17 protein-coding genes are annotated in these 16,508 nt (G+C 43.6%); 8 read left to right on the top strand and 9 right to left on the bottom strand.

Going from position 1 to position 16,508, the window contains the following annotated elements; genetic code table 11:
• Window position 1: 1 nt before the first annotated feature.
• Window positions 2-421, top strand: coding sequence for a secondary thiamine-phosphate synthase enzyme YjbQ (locus AAFH98_RS00815; RefSeq protein WP_342520766.1), 420 nt, complete (start codon window positions 2-4; stop codon window positions 419-421).
• 1 nt (window position 422) lies between these two features.
• Here AAFH98_RS00815 and AAFH98_RS00810 read toward each other — a convergent pair whose 3' ends face one another.
• From AAFH98_RS00810 to AAFH98_RS00800, 3 genes are all read right to left on the bottom strand, one after another.
• Window positions 423-1,226, bottom strand: coding sequence for a glycerophosphodiester phosphodiesterase (locus tag AAFH98_RS00810; RefSeq protein WP_342520765.1), 804 nt, complete (start codon window positions 1,224-1,226; stop codon window positions 423-425).
• Between the two features lie 64 nt (window positions 1,227-1,290).
• A complete protein-coding gene (locus AAFH98_RS00805) occupies window positions 1,291-1,623 on the bottom strand; it encodes a hypothetical protein (protein ID WP_342520764.1) in 333 nt (110 codons plus the stop codon).
• 1 nt (window position 1,624) lies between these two features.
• The gene (locus tag AAFH98_RS00800; RefSeq protein WP_342520763.1) at window positions 1,625-1,972 is read right to left on the bottom strand and encodes a hypothetical protein; all 348 of its coding nucleotides are present in this window, start codon (window positions 1,970-1,972) and stop codon (window positions 1,625-1,627) included.
• 79 nt (window positions 1,973-2,051) lie between these two features.
• Here AAFH98_RS00800 and rlmB point away from each other — a divergent pair, with 79 nt between their 5' ends.
• On the top strand, window positions 2,052-2,801 hold the full coding sequence (gene rlmB, locus AAFH98_RS00795) for a 23S rRNA (guanosine(2251)-2'-O)-methyltransferase RlmB (RefSeq protein WP_342520762.1): 750 nt from the start codon (window positions 2,052-2,054) through the stop codon (window positions 2,799-2,801).
• Here rlmB and AAFH98_RS00790 read toward each other — a convergent pair.
• Both AAFH98_RS00790 and ndk read right to left on the bottom strand, forming a co-directional pair.
• The gene (locus tag AAFH98_RS00790) at window positions 2,792-4,027 is read right to left on the bottom strand and encodes an exo-beta-N-acetylmuramidase NamZ family protein (RefSeq protein ID WP_342520761.1); all 1,236 of its coding nucleotides are present in this window, start codon (window positions 4,025-4,027) and stop codon (window positions 2,792-2,794) included. The two genes, rlmB and AAFH98_RS00790, sit on opposite strands and share 10 nt — an antisense overlap.
• Before the next feature lie 18 nt (window positions 4,028-4,045).
• Window positions 4,046-4,477: a nucleoside-diphosphate kinase gene (ndk, locus tag AAFH98_RS00785; RefSeq protein WP_342520760.1), complete on the bottom strand. Its 432-nt coding sequence runs from the start codon at window positions 4,475-4,477 to the stop codon at window positions 4,046-4,048.
• A gap of 137 nt (window positions 4,478-4,614) precedes the next feature.
• On the opposite strand from ndk, the gene AAFH98_RS00780 reads away from it, so the two are divergent.
• The 3 genes from AAFH98_RS00780 to AAFH98_RS00770 all read left to right on the top strand — a co-directional run bounded on the left by AAFH98_RS00780 (window position 4,615) and on the right by AAFH98_RS00770 (window position 9,147).
• Entirely contained in the window at window positions 4,615-6,462 is a 1,848-nt protein-coding gene (locus tag AAFH98_RS00780; protein WP_342520759.1) for an adenylate/guanylate cyclase domain-containing protein, read from the top strand.
• A 144-nt stretch (window positions 6,463-6,606) separates the two neighbouring features.
• Window positions 6,607-7,047: a methylglyoxal synthase gene (locus tag AAFH98_RS00775; protein WP_407935483.1), complete on the top strand. Its 441-nt coding sequence runs from the start codon at window positions 6,607-6,609 to the stop codon at window positions 7,045-7,047.
• Between the two features lie 3 nt (window positions 7,048-7,050).
• Window positions 7,051-9,147, top strand: a complete 2,097-nt coding sequence (locus AAFH98_RS00770) for a thioredoxin domain-containing protein (RefSeq protein ID WP_342520757.1) — start codon at window positions 7,051-7,053, stop codon at window positions 9,145-9,147.
• A gap of 350 nt (window positions 9,148-9,497) precedes the next feature.
• Here AAFH98_RS00770 and AAFH98_RS00765 read toward each other — a convergent pair whose 3' ends face one another.
• Window positions 9,498-10,670 (bottom strand): metallophosphoesterase, encoded by a 1,173-nt coding sequence (locus tag AAFH98_RS00765; protein ID WP_342520756.1) that lies wholly within the window; start codon window positions 10,668-10,670, stop codon window positions 9,498-9,500.
• A gap of 64 nt (window positions 10,671-10,734) precedes the next feature.
• Between AAFH98_RS00765 and AAFH98_RS00760 the strand changes: the two genes are divergently transcribed.
• A complete protein-coding gene (locus tag AAFH98_RS00760) occupies window positions 10,735-11,601 on the top strand; it encodes an anti-sigma factor (protein WP_342520755.1) in 867 nt (288 codons plus the stop codon).
• Window positions 11,602-11,671: 70 nt separating this feature from the next.
• On the opposite strand, the gene AAFH98_RS00755 is transcribed toward AAFH98_RS00760, so the two are convergent.
• The 3 genes from AAFH98_RS00755 to AAFH98_RS00745 form a co-directional block, all read right to left on the bottom strand.
• A complete protein-coding gene (locus tag AAFH98_RS00755; protein WP_342520754.1) occupies window positions 11,672-12,427 on the bottom strand; it encodes a hypothetical protein in 756 nt (251 codons plus the stop codon).
• Between the two features lie 169 nt (window positions 12,428-12,596).
• A complete protein-coding gene (gene mnmA, locus AAFH98_RS00750) occupies window positions 12,597-13,727 on the bottom strand; it encodes a tRNA 2-thiouridine(34) synthase MnmA (protein ID WP_342520753.1) in 1,131 nt (376 codons plus the stop codon).
• A 108-nt stretch (window positions 13,728-13,835) separates the two neighbouring features.
• Window positions 13,836-14,336 (bottom strand): HNH endonuclease, encoded by a 501-nt coding sequence (locus AAFH98_RS00745; protein WP_342520752.1) that lies wholly within the window; start codon window positions 14,334-14,336, stop codon window positions 13,836-13,838.
• Window positions 14,337-14,645: 309 nt separating this feature from the next.
• On the opposite strand from AAFH98_RS00745, the gene AAFH98_RS00740 reads away from it, so the two are divergent.
• Both AAFH98_RS00740 and AAFH98_RS00735 read left to right on the top strand, forming a co-directional pair.
• Window positions 14,646-15,953 (top strand): Glu/Leu/Phe/Val family dehydrogenase, encoded by a 1,308-nt coding sequence (locus tag AAFH98_RS00740; protein ID WP_342520751.1) that lies wholly within the window; start codon window positions 14,646-14,648, stop codon window positions 15,951-15,953.
• A 59-nt stretch (window positions 15,954-16,012) separates the two neighbouring features.
• The gene (locus AAFH98_RS00735; RefSeq protein ID WP_342520750.1) at window positions 16,013-16,432 is read left to right on the top strand and encodes an ATP-binding protein; all 420 of its coding nucleotides are present in this window, start codon (window positions 16,013-16,015) and stop codon (window positions 16,430-16,432) included.
• Window positions 16,433-16,508 lie beyond the last annotated feature (76 nt).

The raw sequence follows: 16,508 nt of genomic DNA, 5'->3' as shown, positions 1-16,508 counted from the left end.
TATGGATATTGTAAGTAAGGAGATTGAGGTGCACGCAGAAGCAAATTCGGATATCAAAAATATAACTGGACAGATTAAAGATTTTGCTAATGAGAGTGGGTTTTCAGAAGGGCTTATTCATATTTTTCCCATAGGTTCTACGGCTTCTATTTCTACTATTGAGTTCGAGCCGGCACTGGTTCAGGACATGAAAGATAAGCTCGAGGAGTTTGCTCCACACGATCAGGCCACACGTCATGGTGAAACCTGGGGCGACGATAATGGTTTTTCGCACATGCGAGCGACCATGATGGGGCCAGGAATAACAGTGCCATTGCATAAAGGGGAACCCGTCTTGGGGATGTGGCAGCAGGTGGTGATTTTTAATCACGATAACAAGGCCCGCGATCGCAGAATTTTTCTGCAGGTGATGGGAAAGTAAGCTATCGGGCCTTGGACTGATACTGTTTTACAACATTACGTAATAGATCGGGTTTGTCAGTAAAAATGCCATTTACTCCTGCTTCTATCAGTTTTTGCATACGTCTTTTACTATTGACGGTATAGATGAAAGTTGGAATCTGATATTCGTTTAGGTTAGCCATCCATTTCCTACTCAATTGATGATAATGGCAGTTGAAGGCCTCAACGTTGTATCTTTCAACAAGCTGATGGGGTAGTAAGCGATTGGATTGCGTTTTGCTATACAGGAGCGCAGCTGGAATTTTGGGTGCTAACTCTTTGAAACGAATTAGTGCGCGGTAGTTAAAGCTTGAAAAGAGTACATGATTTTGCATGTCAAATTCTTGGACCAGCTGTACTACTTTTTTCTCAATACCATCAACAATAGAATCCGAAACAGCTTCGGACTTAATTTCGATATTGAGGGCAATGGTACCGGAGGCAAAAGCAAGAACTTCTCGCAGTGTCGGGATGGTCTGATCTGAAAATTGTGGGGCAAACCATGAACCGGCATCTAATTTTTTGAGTTCATCAAGTGTAAAATTGCTCAGCTGCCCACGCCCGTTGGTGTGTTTGTTAAGTCGTTTGTCATGAAAAACAACTGGTATGCCATCTTTGCTTAAAGCAACATCCAGCTCAATCATTTCAGCATTCATTTCTACCGCTTTGCGAAATGCAATCATAGTATTCTCGGGATAGCTGGCACTGGCCCCGCGGTGTGCGATAATAATAAAATCGTCGCCATCATCATTAAAAAGTGCTGGCAAGTTTTGCTCTTGCGGCATAGTTGGTTGAGCTACAGAATTAATAGTTATAAAACAGCACAATATAAAAAAGAAAAGAGGTAGCTTACGTATCATTCTCAATTTGCCACTGAAGGTACCCGATCAGTTCATCAATCTGATTTTTCTGGTAGAAAATGAGTCCCATATTGATAGCAAACACTACAAAAATAATGATGAAAAATGTTTGTCCCAGTTGGGTAATATCAAAATAAAAGGAGTAGCCGAAAAAGAGGATAGCAGCAATATTGACAACGAGCTGAATCCATTTATTGCGCTTTTTCTTGTACAGCGCTTCCACTTTTTCGTTGTCGGAAAGCGAAAGCTCGTCTTTTTTGAGATGTATTTTTAGATATGATTGTAGCTTGTCCTGTGTCTCCGAATCGCTAAAATCTGTCATACTAATTTTTGTGTTCCATAATGCGCCGCATTGCATTACGCAGCAATGCATTGGGATCGTATTTTCTGGTAACCGTAATATAAAGAAGATATGCTCCAATGATAGCAGATATACTGGCAAGCATAATCATTGATGTCGAAAGCCAGTGCGGTTCGATGAGTCCCAGAATTGACACAGTGATAACTCCCAATCCCAGTATAACCTGTGATATACCGGCGATTAGATGGAATAGGTAGAGGGTTTGTGATTCCTCAACAAAATGAGATATCGATGAGCCTCTAATAGATTCTTTAGGTGTAGGTGATTCGGAGGGCGTAAACCATTTATTATTTTGGTCCTTATTTTTCATTGATATACCCGTATGTTTAAGAGCCGTTGGTTACTTATAAGTTAAACGAAATTCTGAACTTTTCAATTCCTTGCTCATAATGTCGAACGATGATCAAAATATTTATATCTATGGCCGTAATCCGATCAAAGAAGCATTAACAAATGAAGCCGAACGCGTTGAAAAAATATTTGTGCGCGATTCGCTGCATGATTCTCAGCTTCCTGAATTGTTTAATTTAGCATCCCAACACCGTATACCCATATCGCATGTGCCGGGTTCCAAGCTTTATGATTTAGTAGGTAGTGTAAATGATCAGGGCGTTGTGGCCTTGATGAGCCAAATTTCTTATCAGGATTTTGGAAACTGGCTCGACTCTGTTGATACGTCGACTTATCCGGCCGTTCTGCTGCTTGATGAAATTGAAGATCCAGGCAATTTAGGTGCTATACTTCGCACTGCTGCCGCAGCGGGAATAGAAGCAGTATTGGTACCGAAACATCGCCAGGCGCCTGTCAATGCAACCGTGCATAAAACTTCAGCTGGCACAGCGGGACGTATTCCCATTGTGCGCGTTGGGAATCTCAACCAAGCGATTATGGAGCTGAAAGACGAAGGATTTTGGATAGGAGGGCTTGATATGGACGGTGAGCAAAAGCTTTGGGATCTTGAAATAGATCGTCCCCTGGCATTTGTGGTAGGCAGCGAAGGTTCGGGCATTAGCCAAAAAACACTGGAGCACTGCGACTACAAATTTCGCATTCCTATGGAGAATAGAGTTGAGTCGCTAAACGCATCAGTCAGTGCAGCCCTGCTTTGCTACGAGTGGAAGCGCAAAAGTCAGTCGTAAATTAGGTATTGTTGTCGCTGCTTATGAAATGATGAGGTCGTTTTCTCCCAACTTTTTTGGTAGGACTGGTTCTGGATTTGTTGTAATAAACTATCCCGATTAATACCACTCAACTTCTGTATAAAGTCGTTTAGTTCGGCATTGTGAGTAGCATCCATCATCGTGGATAGTAGCTCTACGCCAAGTTCAACAGGGTTAAAGGCATTGGGATTGGTAACTTGTATAGCAACTCCATGACTTCGTTTATCTTGGTGTTTGGGATTGGGAGCTTTGCCGGGCATAGACGTGGCCGTAAAAGAGCGCCGTTCAATATTGACACCCGAAAATTGTCGTCGAAGTTGTGCAATATGAGAAGTGGTAAGTTTAGTTGACGGAGAACCGACTCGGAGGAACGGATCGTTGGTTCCACGTCCTTCAGATAGGTTTGTGCCTTCAAATAAAACCGTCCCAAGATAGACATAGGCGTGATAAAAGGTGGGTAGGTTCGGAGATGGAGGTATCCATTCCAATCCGGTATCTGGCCACTTCATAGAGCGGTTCCATCCTTTCATAGGGATGACACGGATATCAGTGCTGTCAGCGTTTTCAATCCAACCTTCCCCAACCATCATCTCGGCTAATTCACCGAGTGTCATACCGTGTACCATAGGAATGGGATACTGTCCCACAAAAGATTGATGCTCGGGTTGCATCATCCAGCCAGAAATGAGTTCTCCACCGGCGGGATTGGGACGATCTAAAATCCATACGGGGATATTTTCGGCGGATGCGGCTTCGATAATATTACCCAGCGTAGCATTGTAAGTATAGAAGCGGGCGCCTACATCCTGTATATCCAAAAGCAGGATATCGACTTTTTTAAGCATCTCCGGGGTAGGAGTTCGCGTTTGGCCGTAAAGTGAGTAGACGGGCAATCCAGTGGATTGGTCAACGCCGTCTTCGATCGTTTCGCCAGCACCTACATCACCACGGAACCCGTGTTCGGGCGCAAAAAGCGCGGTTATGTTGATGTCATGGATAAGGAGGGTATCCACCATGTGCGAACTTTCCACACGGGCGGTAGGATTCATAACGAGTCCCACGCGTTTATTTTGGAGCTCGCTGAGATGGTCGTCGAGCAATACGTGAGCCCCCACCGTTACCGCCGGTTTTTGTGAGAAGATGTCGGAACATCCGGCCAGTAGTAAAAACCAGCAAAGGCTAAATAGCGTGGTGGAGACTCTCATATATGCTCACAAATGTTGTTAGGCTTTGTTGGCCACAACTTCTGCTTCCGTAAAGAAGTAGGCTGCTTCTTTTTTGCCGTTCTGAACAGAATCGGAACCGTGGATAATATTTTCTCCCACGCTGTCAGCAAAATCGGCACGTATCGTTCCTTCTTCGGCTTCACTGGGATCGGTAGCGCCAATAAATTCGCGGAAATCTTCAATAGCGTTTTCTTTTTCCAGAATCATGGGTACACAGGGGCCACTGCTCATAAATTCAACAAGCTCATCAAAAAATGGACGTTCTTTGTGAACAGCATAAAATCCACCTGCTGTGTCTTTCGTTAAACGCGTCATTTTCATAGCGACAATGCGAAAGCCAGCTTCTTGAATGCGGCGGGTCACTTCGCCAATAAGGTTTTTGCGTACACAATCAGGTTTAAGAATAGTAAGGGTTCGTTCTACTGCCATAAACTAATATTAGAAATTTGTAACAATTAAGGGTTTCTATGCTCTATTAAGTAAAGGACGTAAATATAACGCTTACAGTACTAATTCACGAAGTCAATTACGGCTGGTTTTTTGGGTAGGTTAAGTAACAGGGATTCATGATCAATAAACGGACGGAACATATTAGGTGGAATTGGAAGCTCAAGTCTCGACCTAAGGAGATTTGGCCTTTTGTTACGGATACGAACCGTCTGTTTAAGGATTTAAAACAACCCAGTGTGCAGCAGGCTCATATCACGCAGTCGGTGAAGCCGGGATTTGTGCAACTTTCCTATAATGGACTTAATCGTTATGAAGTATGGGAGGAGGAGCCTTACGAATGGGAATACCCTTACCGATTTGGAGTGGTTCGGCACTATCAATCCGGTCCGTATAAAGATTTGAAAATCCAGGTTGATATAAAAGAGCATTCGATGGGTTGTGAGCTGGTTGTCGATGTTTGGGCTACTCCTCGATCGAAGGTGCTGTCCTTCTTTACGACGTTGAAATTGCGAACGTTGGTCAAAGGAAGGCTGAAAAAGGTTCTTAATTTGTATGACCAATTAGCGATTAGCCAACGAAGGCATTATCAGGTTGCGAAACCAAAAAAGTTAGTCCGGGGCGGTAAAAAGCGGTTAAGTCAGATAAAGGAAAAGCTGCATAATAGTCAGGTTGACGCAGCAGTGTTGGGGAAACTGGTTGAATTTATTTGTCGGGCTGATGATTTGGATCTACAGCGAATATCTCCCTTTGAACTGGCTGACCAGTGGGGGATATCAGAGAAAAAAGTATTTGAAGTTTTTATTCACGCAGCCAAAGCTGATTTGTTGAACTTTAACTGGAATCTGTATTGTCCGCATTGCCGGAGTGTGCAGGAATCGGTTAAAACACTCAATCAAATTTATGAGCCCATATATTGCAATCATTGTGAGCAGGAATTTAAGGTCAATTTTAATAAAACCATTCAGCTTAGCTTTACGCCCCATCCGCTTGTTCGAAAAATTAACCCGGAGCAATATTGTGCAAGGGGGCCGCAGGAGAAATCGCACATAAAGGTGCAGCAGTACCTGAGGCCAGGACAGAAACGCTATATAATGACCGATATGCCTGCGGGAACTTATATTTTGCGAACGAATCGGTCGGATGGTACTGCTACCGTGCATGTAAGTGATAAAGGCAGTGAAACGGTGCATATCAATATTGGATCACAGGGATTACGGGGTGAAGAGGTGGGTATGAGCTGTAATCCCAATCTGAGTATTGAAAACACCAGTGACAAAAATCAGCTTATTACACTTGAGCACAAAGAATGGAATGGACAAGGTGTAAGTGCAGCGCGAGCTACTTCGTCGCAGTTGTTTCGGAATGTATTTGCCGATGAAGTGCTGCGTAAAGGCGAAAAAATATCGGTTGATAACCTTACCCTCATGTTTACGGACCTATATGATTCTACAGCCATGTATAATGAGGAGGGGGACGACAAGGCGGTGAGTCATGTCATTGACCACTTCGATATTCTGCATGAGGTTGTAGCCAAAGAAGATGGCGCTATTGTAAAAACCATTGGTGATTCGGTAATGGCCGTGTTTTGTGATCCAACTCAGGCGCTTCGATCCTATTTGCGTGCCCAGCTTATGATTGCGGAGGATGATCGTTTTAATGATGACTTTCAGCTTAAGGCTGGTATCCATCACGGGAGTTGTGTAGCAGTAAACCTCAACAGCCGCATCGATTATTTCGGTTCAACAGTAAATATTGCATCCCGTTTTGTTGATTTTGCATCTGAAGATGAACTAATTGTTTCGGGTGATATTTTTGAACGACATGAGCTACAAGCGGTACTTGATGAATTTGGTAAGCATGATCGAATTGAAGATGTTAGTACCCAGCTGAGAGGATTCGATAAAGAATCGTTTGCCATTAAGAGGATTCAAATCAGTGATTCTCCCTTACGGTTGGCTATTTAGCAGTTCTCTTTGTTACCTAAATTATTGTTTGAGAGCCAGCTTTACTTCTCGTAGCTTATCTGCCTAACCCTCATTATTTAAAAAATAAGTTTTTATATGAACGCCCCCAGAAATACGAAACAGCCAGTGGCTCCCGGTTCCAAAATGAAAGAGAAAAAAAATATTGCACTCATTGCTCATGATCACCGAAAGAAAGATCTGATTGATTGGTGTGATTTTAATAAGGGGTCGCTCTCCAAACACAACCTTTTTGGGACGGGGACGACGGGAAAGATGATCGCTGAAACAGTTGGGTTAGATATCAATCGATTTAATAGTGGACCGTTGGGAGGTGACCTGCAAATTGGCGCGGCCATTGCGGAAAATAAGATCGATATGATGATTTTTTTCTGGGACCCGCTACAGGCTCAGCCCCATGACGTGGATGTAAAAGCCTTGTTGCGAATTGGAGTGCTTTATAATATTCCCATGGCGTGTAATCGCTCGTCGGCCGATTTCCTGATTTCGACAGAATTAATTGATGAGGAATATGAACGATTTATTGTAGATTACAGTGAACGTTTTACCAAAGATGTAAATAAGTAATTAATGGCAGATTCTTCTCAGCACAGTCAAAACCGATTAGCAAATGAATCCAGTCCGTACTTGTTGCAACATGCCGATAATCCGGTGGATTGGTATCCGTGGGGAGAGGAAGCTTTCCAAAAGGCCGAAAAAGAGGATAAGCCAGTACTCGTTTCTATTGGCTATGCTACCTGTCACTGGTGTCATGTAATGGCGCATGAGTCGTTCGAGGATGAACAGATTGCTGAATTGATGAACCGAGCGTTTGTGAACATTAAGGTAGATCGCGAAGAGCGCCCTGATATTGATAATACGTACATGTTGGTTTGTCAAATGCTGACGGGTAGTGGGGGATGGCCGCTCAATGTATTTTTGACGCCGGATAAAAAGCCGTTCTATGCTGCTACTTATATACCCAAAGTTGGTCGACAGGGGCGGCCGGGCATGCGAGAGCTTATTCCCTGGATGTCGCAGCTTTGGGAGAATAAGCGAGATAAAATCATCAATTCTACCGATGAAATTGTTACGGCTTTCCAAAAGTCGAACGATTTTGAGATTACGGATGATCTTGATGACACGCTGTTAGACGAGGCCTATAACCAATACGAGCAACAGTTCGATAACCAATACGGTGGCTTTGGGTCTTCACCCAAGTTTCCCAGTCCCCATAATTTGATGCTTCTGCTTCGCTATGCGGATCAAAATCCCGATTCAAAGGCGTTGCCGATGGTAGAGCAAACGCTCACGAAAATGCGTATGGGTGGACTGTTTGACCAAGTGGGTGGTGGATTCCATCGCTATTCTACCGATCGTGAGTGGCTCGTTCCTCATTTTGAGAAGATGCTCTACGATCAAGCGATGATGCTTATGGCTTATACCGAAGGTTGGCAGTTGACGGGTAATGAGCTGTTTAAGCAGACGGTGGATGAAGTTTGTGAGTATTTGACACGGAAAATGCGGGATAAAGACGGGGGATTTTATTCCGCTGAAGACGCCGACAGTGAGGGCGAAGAAGGCAAGTTTTATGTGTGGAGTATTGATGAGGTTCGAGAAGTGCTGTCAATGACCGAAGCAGAATTGGCGATTGGGGTTTTTAATATGACTGAGGAGGGTAATTATCGTGATGAAGCGTCGGGGCAACGGACGGGCAAAAATATCCTGCATCTGCAAAAGCCTATACAAGCGCTTGCCGATGAGCGTGACATGGATGTGGAGGCGGTGCAATCTGAAGTGAAGTCAATCAAGAAAAAATTGTTAGAGGTTCGGCAAGATCGGGTGCATCCCCTGTTGGATGATAAAATTCTTACCGATTGGAATGGGTTGATGATCGCGGCGCTGGCCAAGGCCGGGGCTGTTTTGGGTAATGAGGATTATCTGCAACAGGCTGAAGAATGTTGGTCCTTTATTGCCGATGAGATGCTAACAGATAACGGCCGTTTGATGCATCGTTACCGGAATGGGGATGTAGCGATCAACGGTCATGCCGATGACTATGCATTTGTGATATGGGGATTGCTGGAGCTCTATGAGGCCACGTTGGATACTGAATATTTAGAGCAAGCTATTTTGCTTAATGAACAGTTTATTGATGAGTTTTGGGATGCCGACGATGGCGGATTCTATTTTACTTCGGAAACGGCTGAAGAATTATTGGGCCGAAAGAAAGAAATTTATGATGGGGCGATGCCTTCGGGTAATTCTATTGCAGTAATGAATTTGCTGCGATTGGGGCGTATTACGGGACGTACGGAGTGGGAGCAGATGGCCGAGGATGCCTTAAAGTTATTTGGTAATAGTATTAAACAAGCACCAACGAGTTTTGGGGTTGCCCTGCAAGCAGTCGATTTCATGTATGGTAACAGCCAGGAGGTTATTCTTGCAGGAAAGCTTGGTGATTCACAAACGGACGAGCTTGTGGATATTTTGCGAAGTCGATTTTTGCCCCGGACTGTGGTTATCTTTAACGATTCCGAGGATGGTATGATAAATTCGTTGGTACCTTACTTAGCTGATTTCGGGATGAAGGATGGCAAGCCCACCGCTTATGTCTGCCAAAACTATGCCTGTGAGTTACCAACGCACGATCCTCAACAAATGACGGATCTGCTGAGCAGGTCGTAAGTGCTCCACATCTATATTATTACCTTCCTAAAATACGTTTAACTGGTTTATCTAATTTGTTTTAGGGCAGGGGCGATCCGATCTATTAAGCTCAAAATGTACGACATTGTGATGTCGGAATGTATGACATCATAATGTCCGACCCTATGACATTACAATGTCGTAACCAAAGACATACTAATGTCAGGAAGTATGACATACCAATGTCGGTATCCATGACATATGAATGTCTTGTAGCATATGACTAAGAGGACAGGATAATTCTCTCCTTAAGATAGTGTTAACTTTGTAAAGCTGTTGAGTGATTTATGTTAGCCATTTCTCTCTGGCGGGCAACCAATTAGAGGGTTTTATTTAGCCTCTAATGTTATTACTGAAATATTTGGCGGTGCTTCGTAGCGGATGGGTGCCAGGGTAAAGCCGAGGCCATTGTTGACGTTTATGGGAATGCCCTGCTCGTGGTAAAGTCCCTGTACGTATTTGGTTTCTTCTTCAGAGGCTGAGAAGTTCATCCCAAAGAAGGGAACGTGAATTTGTCCGCCGTGGGTGTGTCCGGCTAACATCAGGTTATAGTTGTGTTGCTTCGCAGCATCTATTAAATGATCTTTTACTTGGTGGGAGGCAAAAATTTTCAGGGCACTGTTTGGACTTGAGGCGGCAAGCGAATCAACCGTATCAGGGTTCGAACTTTTACTATAGACTTCGGTTACGCCGGTGACGGTGATCTTGGTAGCACTGTCAATGGAAATGGTTAGATTTTGATTTTGCAATAGTGGGATATCCTGCTTTTTAAGGGCTGGTTCTACGTTATTGAGTCCGGCCCAGTAATCGTGATCTCCAACGACGCCAATGGTACTGTACGTTGCTTTGGCTTTCCCCAATTCCTGTGCAGACATTTCGATAAAATCGGTTCCGTATGAGATCAGGTCGCCGGTAAAGATGATCAGATCAGGTTGTTGGACACTGAGTTTGTCAATGTAATTTTGAATCTCATCTCGGCCGGTGTATTCATCGCCCTGGATATCGGTGATGTGTGCAATTTTGAATCCTTCGAGTGATGCGGGGAGGTTTTCTATCGGAATGGAGATATGCTCAGCTTTAACCTGGGTTGTGTGGAGGTAGGTTTTTTGGGAAGTAAATAGGAATACCCCTGCAAGTAGAGCCACGAGTATTTGAGGGTATCGCTGGCTGACTATATTTTTATTCCCAGAAAAAACGTCGCTGATAACTTTGATAAGGTCGGTGATTAGGACCCAGGTTACGAGTTGAAATACAAAGACGAGTCCGAGCCAGAACCAGTAGGCCAACGGTTGGGGGTAGTCGAGCAGGTCGATGGAGCCGGTTAGGTAATAGTCGATCACTGCGGCTACGGGATAAGTATAAAATGAGAGTAGTACCAAGGGGAAGGCGGCGCGTTTTATACGATGGGATTTAAAGGTTGCGTAATAGCGAAATGATAGGTAAAGTATTGCCGGCAGCATGATTAGTGCTACCAGGAGTGTCATACGTAAAAGCCAGGGCACGTTAAAAATTTTTGATTAAATGGATTGCCAATTTTGATAATATTCATCAAATATAGGGTTTGCGATGGCTAAACAACAAGAAGATCATGAAACGTTCAAGCGACTTTGTGCGGATTATGTACTAAATATTTTAGAGCAGGATGATCGGTTGCGCTTCGAGGAGATGTTGGATGAGGCGACGGATGAAGAGCGGGAGATCTATCAGCAGATGCGCACGAAGGTGAATGAATTGATGTTTGGGGATACTGAAAATCCTTCACTGGAAGGGATGCGGGAGCAGTTGCTTGCGGAGGTTGAGGATTCGGATGTTGGAGAACCCCGGGAGGAGCCGCAGGATAAATCGGAAGAGGCGATGACCGAGCAGTCTGAGGAATTGGATGAAGATAAGGGCACATCATCCGCTGTTTCTATGGGGATAATTGTGGCGGTGGTATTGGGGTTTATCTGTCTGAGCCTGATATTTTATTCGTTTTCGCTACGATCGGAGATTAGTTCGCAACAGGAAGTTATAGCCAGCCAAGAGCAGGCGGTGGCTGACCTTGAAGATGAGGTGAGTGAGTTACAGGAGCGGCTGGAAATTCTTGATTCGCGCCAGTTACATTCGGTAAGGATGCTTGGGATGGAAGCGGCCCCCTTTGCTTATGGGAATGTGTTATGGGATGCTCAGCACAAGAATGTGTTGGTACAAGTGGATGAGCTTCCTACCCCTTCTACGGGTAAACAATATCATTTATGGGCTATTTATAATAATGGCTCGACGCCAATCACTACTTTTTCTGTTGATGAAGAAGGCAGTGCTTTGTTTATGGCCCGTAATCTTGCTGAAATTGATCGGGATACGGGATTTTCATTTGCCGTAACGCTTGAGCCAGCGGGCGAAGCTGACCAACCCAATGGAGAGATGTATTTGATGGGTAGTTTTGGTGAATAAGTTGAAGAGTAAGTTTTGAGTAGAGAGTATTACGGTCTTAATACTCTCTACTCATTTCCCAAATACTAACTTATTGCTGACTCATTTTCTGGAACAGGTAATCTTGGAGACTCAGAACTTTAACGCCCGAAGGAATTTGAACCATGGCCTGGGCGACAGAGGATTGATTGACTTCGGTCGCCTCCAGTTTTGAGACCATTTTGTCATTTTCAAATACTTCGACTTTGAGTGGAAAGTACTTTTCGTTAAAAATGAGATTTGTAGGCAGGCTACTGATAATTGCTTCAGCACCGCCGCTCCAGGATTCGGCTAACATACCCCAGTTGACATCGAGCTCGTTGGTCATCCATACTTCGGTATGTTGGTTGGGCTCTTCTTTATCCCGAAAAATAAATTTATCTGCTTGGTAGCCATGAATGTTTTGAGACTCTTGGGTTCGCTCATAGTCCACATCATCGGCGCGGTCAGCAGCTTGATTGGTGCTTTGTCCGTTGCCAAACATGTTCATCATCGAGGTGATATCTTGTTTGGAAATTTGAAGCGCAGAATTATCGCCCGTCAGAAATACAAAATCTTCGTAATCGAGACGCACTAAAACACCTTCCGTTTGTATGGATTCCATAAATCCATACTGCTGATCGCCTTGCAATAATATCCTATTTGGGGTAATAAACAGGGTAAAGTTGTCATCTTGTTGCTCGGTGCCTTCTGAATTGTAGTCGTAACTGTTGAAGGTGATTTTACCTTCGAATTGTGCAGAAGCTGGTTGCTGACTAAAAGCTGCAACTAAAAGCATAGCGGATAGGTAGTAGGATGCCTTTTTCATAGTAAAACTTTTTTATAATAATTTGTTAAGCTGCGGACGGCATTAGCGCGAGCGTTGAGTGATCAAAACACTGCTTTTACACCATCAACAGGTATAAAGTTTCGATAAAATAATAAAGCCTGCTCGAAATAAATCAAGCAGGCTCTATAACGTTTTTTGTTACCAAAGATTATGCTTCTTGCAGAACATTGGTATCTACATTTACTTTGTGGATCCAACCTCCGCCTATAACATCATCCCCTTCGTAGCAGACGACTGCCTGACCGGGCGTAATGGCTTCACGTCCGGTGGGAAAAGTAACTTCAATTTCGTCGTCGCCTAACTGTTTAAGCTGACCCACGACGCCGTCATCGTTATAGCGGATCTTTCCGGTAACCTCCATTTCGCCGCCGGGTACATCTCCATACTTACTCAAGTTGATGTTTTTCGCTTTGCAAGTTGTGGCAACGAGATCTTCTTTTTCACCAATGGTAATCACATTTGTTTCGGGATTGATATCCGTAACATATACACGTTTTCCGAGCGCTAAATCTAATCCTCGGCGTTGGCCAATGGTGTAAAAGGGATATCCTTCGTGTTCGCCAACGATGTTTCCATTTTGATCAACAAACTTACCACCTTTAACGCGGTCTTCAAGACCATCGACGCGATCTTTGAGGAAACGGCGGTAGTTGTCATCAGGCACAAAACAGATTTCGTAGGAGTCCGGCTTATCTGCTACTTTCATAAGTCCAAATTCCTCAGCCATGTCCCGGATTTCCGTCTTCTCGTAGCCTCCCAGGGGAAAGATAGTACGAGCCAAGTGTTTTTGCTCAACGCCCCAAAGTGCGTACGATTGATCTTTTTTGGGATCAAGCCCCTTGGAAATGACATAACGTCCATTTTCTTCGCGTACATTGGCATAATGCCCCGTAGCAATATAATCGCAGCCAAGATTGTCGGCGCGACGTAGCAAGGCTGCCCATTTAATATGAGTGTTGCAAAGCACACAGGGGTTGGGCGTACGTCCGTTCATATAGTCATCTACGAACCGGTCAATTACCCAGTCGCCGAATTCGTCACGGATATCAACGATAAAATGTTTAAAGCCATGTTTGACAGCAATTTGTCGTGCGTCGTTCATGGATTCAAGCGTGCAACATCCGGTCTCTTTATCCGATTTGCCGCCTACGCGAGAATAGTCCCACGTTTTCATCGTAATTCCGATAACATCATATCCTTGTTCTTTGAGCATAACAGCTGCCACGGAAGAATCTACGCCTCCGCTCATAGCTACTAATACTCGTCCTTTGCTACTCATTGTACTGAATCAATTTGAAAAGTGTGAATGAACCCCAAAGATAAGGGTTTTTTATGTATTTGTTATGAAGAGAATGCTCGGGCTCTTGAAACTATCAATAGAGGGTAGTTATTGCATATAAAGATAGGGTTTCCAGTCATCCTGTACGCCTCCTAAAATGGATTGCAGAAAAGTGATATGGATCGGTCGAAATGGCTTTTGGCTGAGCGGCATTTGTGCCTCTTGGGGGGTTCGATTGCCCTTTTCAACATTGCATGAGTTACAGGCCGTAACCAGGTTCTCCCAGGTGTCTTTTCCTCCCCGACTTTTGGGAAGTACATGATCAATAGTGAGGTTTTTAGAGGACCCACAATATTGACAGGTTTTGTGATCGCGTTTCATAATATTGTGACGCGAAAGCACAATTTTGTTGTAGGGAATATTAATATAGCGTCGCAGTCGGATTACAGAAGGGTAGGCATAATCCTCCGCTACTGTACTAATAGTTCGCTCAGGATAATCGTGCAGAAGTTCGGCTTTATCTAAAAAAAGCAGTTTTACCGAACGGTGTACCGAGCAAATACTTAGTGGTTGATAATCTTTATTTAATACCAGAACATTGGCGTCCATAGCATTTATGTTACGTTAATAACTACGAAATTAACTTCAAAAAGGGTTAATAACGTTCATCTGTATCTTTAATGTGTAGAATCAACATTAAATTTTATTCAAATGCAACAGGCAGGAGATTGCTAAATTATTAAGGATTTATTTTAGAGATTCATAATCAACCAAAGAATTGCAGCAGATCCATAAATCTAACTTATATCATCTTGTAATTTTTTTTACCTTTCTGTCTTTTAAATTTGACGGTTACAGTCAAAAATATGAGATGATGTAATTTTTTATTGTAACAAGATCAGTTTTTAATTCTAATTTATGCCTTACAACAAAAATATGTATACCACCGGTTATTATAAGGAGCCCGGCCCTAAGCTTGATGAAGAGTCCCCATTTGAATCAATGTTAGAGCGTTTCCGTTTTGCCGCGGAAGTTTTGGAGCTTGACGAAGGAATGTTTCAGTATTTGGCAAGTCCTGTTAAGCAGGTTACCGTATCAATACCCATTGTAATGGACAGCGGTGATATCCGTGTATTTGAAGGGTATCGCGTTATTCATAATAATTTGCTTGGTCCGTCAAAAGGAGGTATCCGCTATGCACCGGATGTAACGCTTGAAGAAGTGAATGCACTCGCGGCTTGGATGACCTGGAAGTGCGCTATTGTGAATGTGCCTTTCGGTGGAGCCAAAGGTGGTGTGCGCGTAGATCCCAAGCAGCTTTCTGATGGGGAGCTGGAGCGACTTACACGTCGATATACGGCTAATATGTTGGAAGTGTTTGGACCTGACCGTGATATTCCTGCTCCCGATATGAATACCAACGAGCAGGTTATGGCATGGATTATGGATACGTACAGCATGAATGCTCATAAGACTGAAACGGCGGTTGTTACCGGGAAACCAATTATTTTAGGTGGATCACATGGTAGAAAAGAAGCAACCGGACGTGGTGTGGTAACGGTTACATTAGCTGCTCTTAACAAAGTTGGAATTTTGCCTAACAAATGTACGGTGGCTGTACAGGGTTTTGGTAACGTCGGTTCTGTTAGTGCCAAATTAATGTATGAGCAAGGCGCTAAAGTTATTGCTATTAGTGATATCAGCGGTGGCTATTATAATGAGAATGGAATTGATATTCCCGCGGCTATGGAATATGCCGAGAAGAATGATAACTCTCTTGAAGGATTTCCAGAAGCGGAAAAAATCACGAACGAAGAACTCTTGCAAATGGAATGCGATGTGTTGATTCCTGCTGCCAAAGAGGATCAGATTAACAGCAAAAATGCTAAGAATATTAATGCAAAAATTATTGCTGAAGGGGCTAACGGTCCAGTTACAGCCAATGCCGATTCTATTCTTGAAGATAAAGGTATAATGGTTGTGCCTGATATCCTTGCTAATGCCGGCGGGGTTACCGTTTCCTACTTTGAGTGGGTACAAGATCGCCAGGGTTATTTCTGGACAGAAGAACGGGTTAATCGTCGCCTGAATCGCATGATGCGCAATGCTTTTGATAACTTGTTTGAAGTACGCAACCGATATGATATTACGTTGCGACAGGCTGCTTATGTTTTTGGAATTAATAAGGTAGCCATGACGCTGCGAATGCGCGGTCTTTACGCTTAATAAGCTATCCAATTTGGGGATGTTTGCTCAATAAGGCATCCCCATTATTTTCTATCCTGATGTCAAAACCTGATACCAAACAACTTACCTTGGCGTCCAAATTTGAGGAGATGCAACGGTTGGAAGCTTATATTGATGAGCTTCAGGAATGGATTGGTTTTGATGAGGATGATTCGGGACGTATTATGCTTACGCTTAGTGAGGCAGTGAACAACGCCATTATGCACGGGAATAATGAAGATCCCGATAAAAAAGTAGTGGTAAAATCTCGACTTGATCAGAGTAGTCAAGTACTTATCATAAGTGTTGAAGATGAGGGAGAAGGCTTTGATCCGGATGAAATTCCAGATCCCTTGAAAGATGAAAACTTGTTGAATGAAGGAGGGCGCGGGGTTTATTTAATTGAACAATACGCCGATGACCTTGAATTCTCTAAAGGAGGTACTAAAGCTATTATTCGCTTCCGATTAGCGGATTGACAGTTGATGGATTATAATATGCAAAAAGGCGATGGAATTAAGATCCATCGCCTTTTATAATGGGGTAGCCTAAAAA

Origin of the sequence: Fodinibius sp. Rm-B-1B1-1, assembly GCF_038594945.1 — a bacterium.
Lineage (GTDB): Bacteria > Bacteroidota > Rhodothermia > Balneolales > Balneolaceae > Fodinibius > Fodinibius alkaliphilus.
The sequence above is the reverse complement of the archived record's forward strand: the minus strand, read 5'-3'. Positions and strand labels throughout refer to the sequence as shown.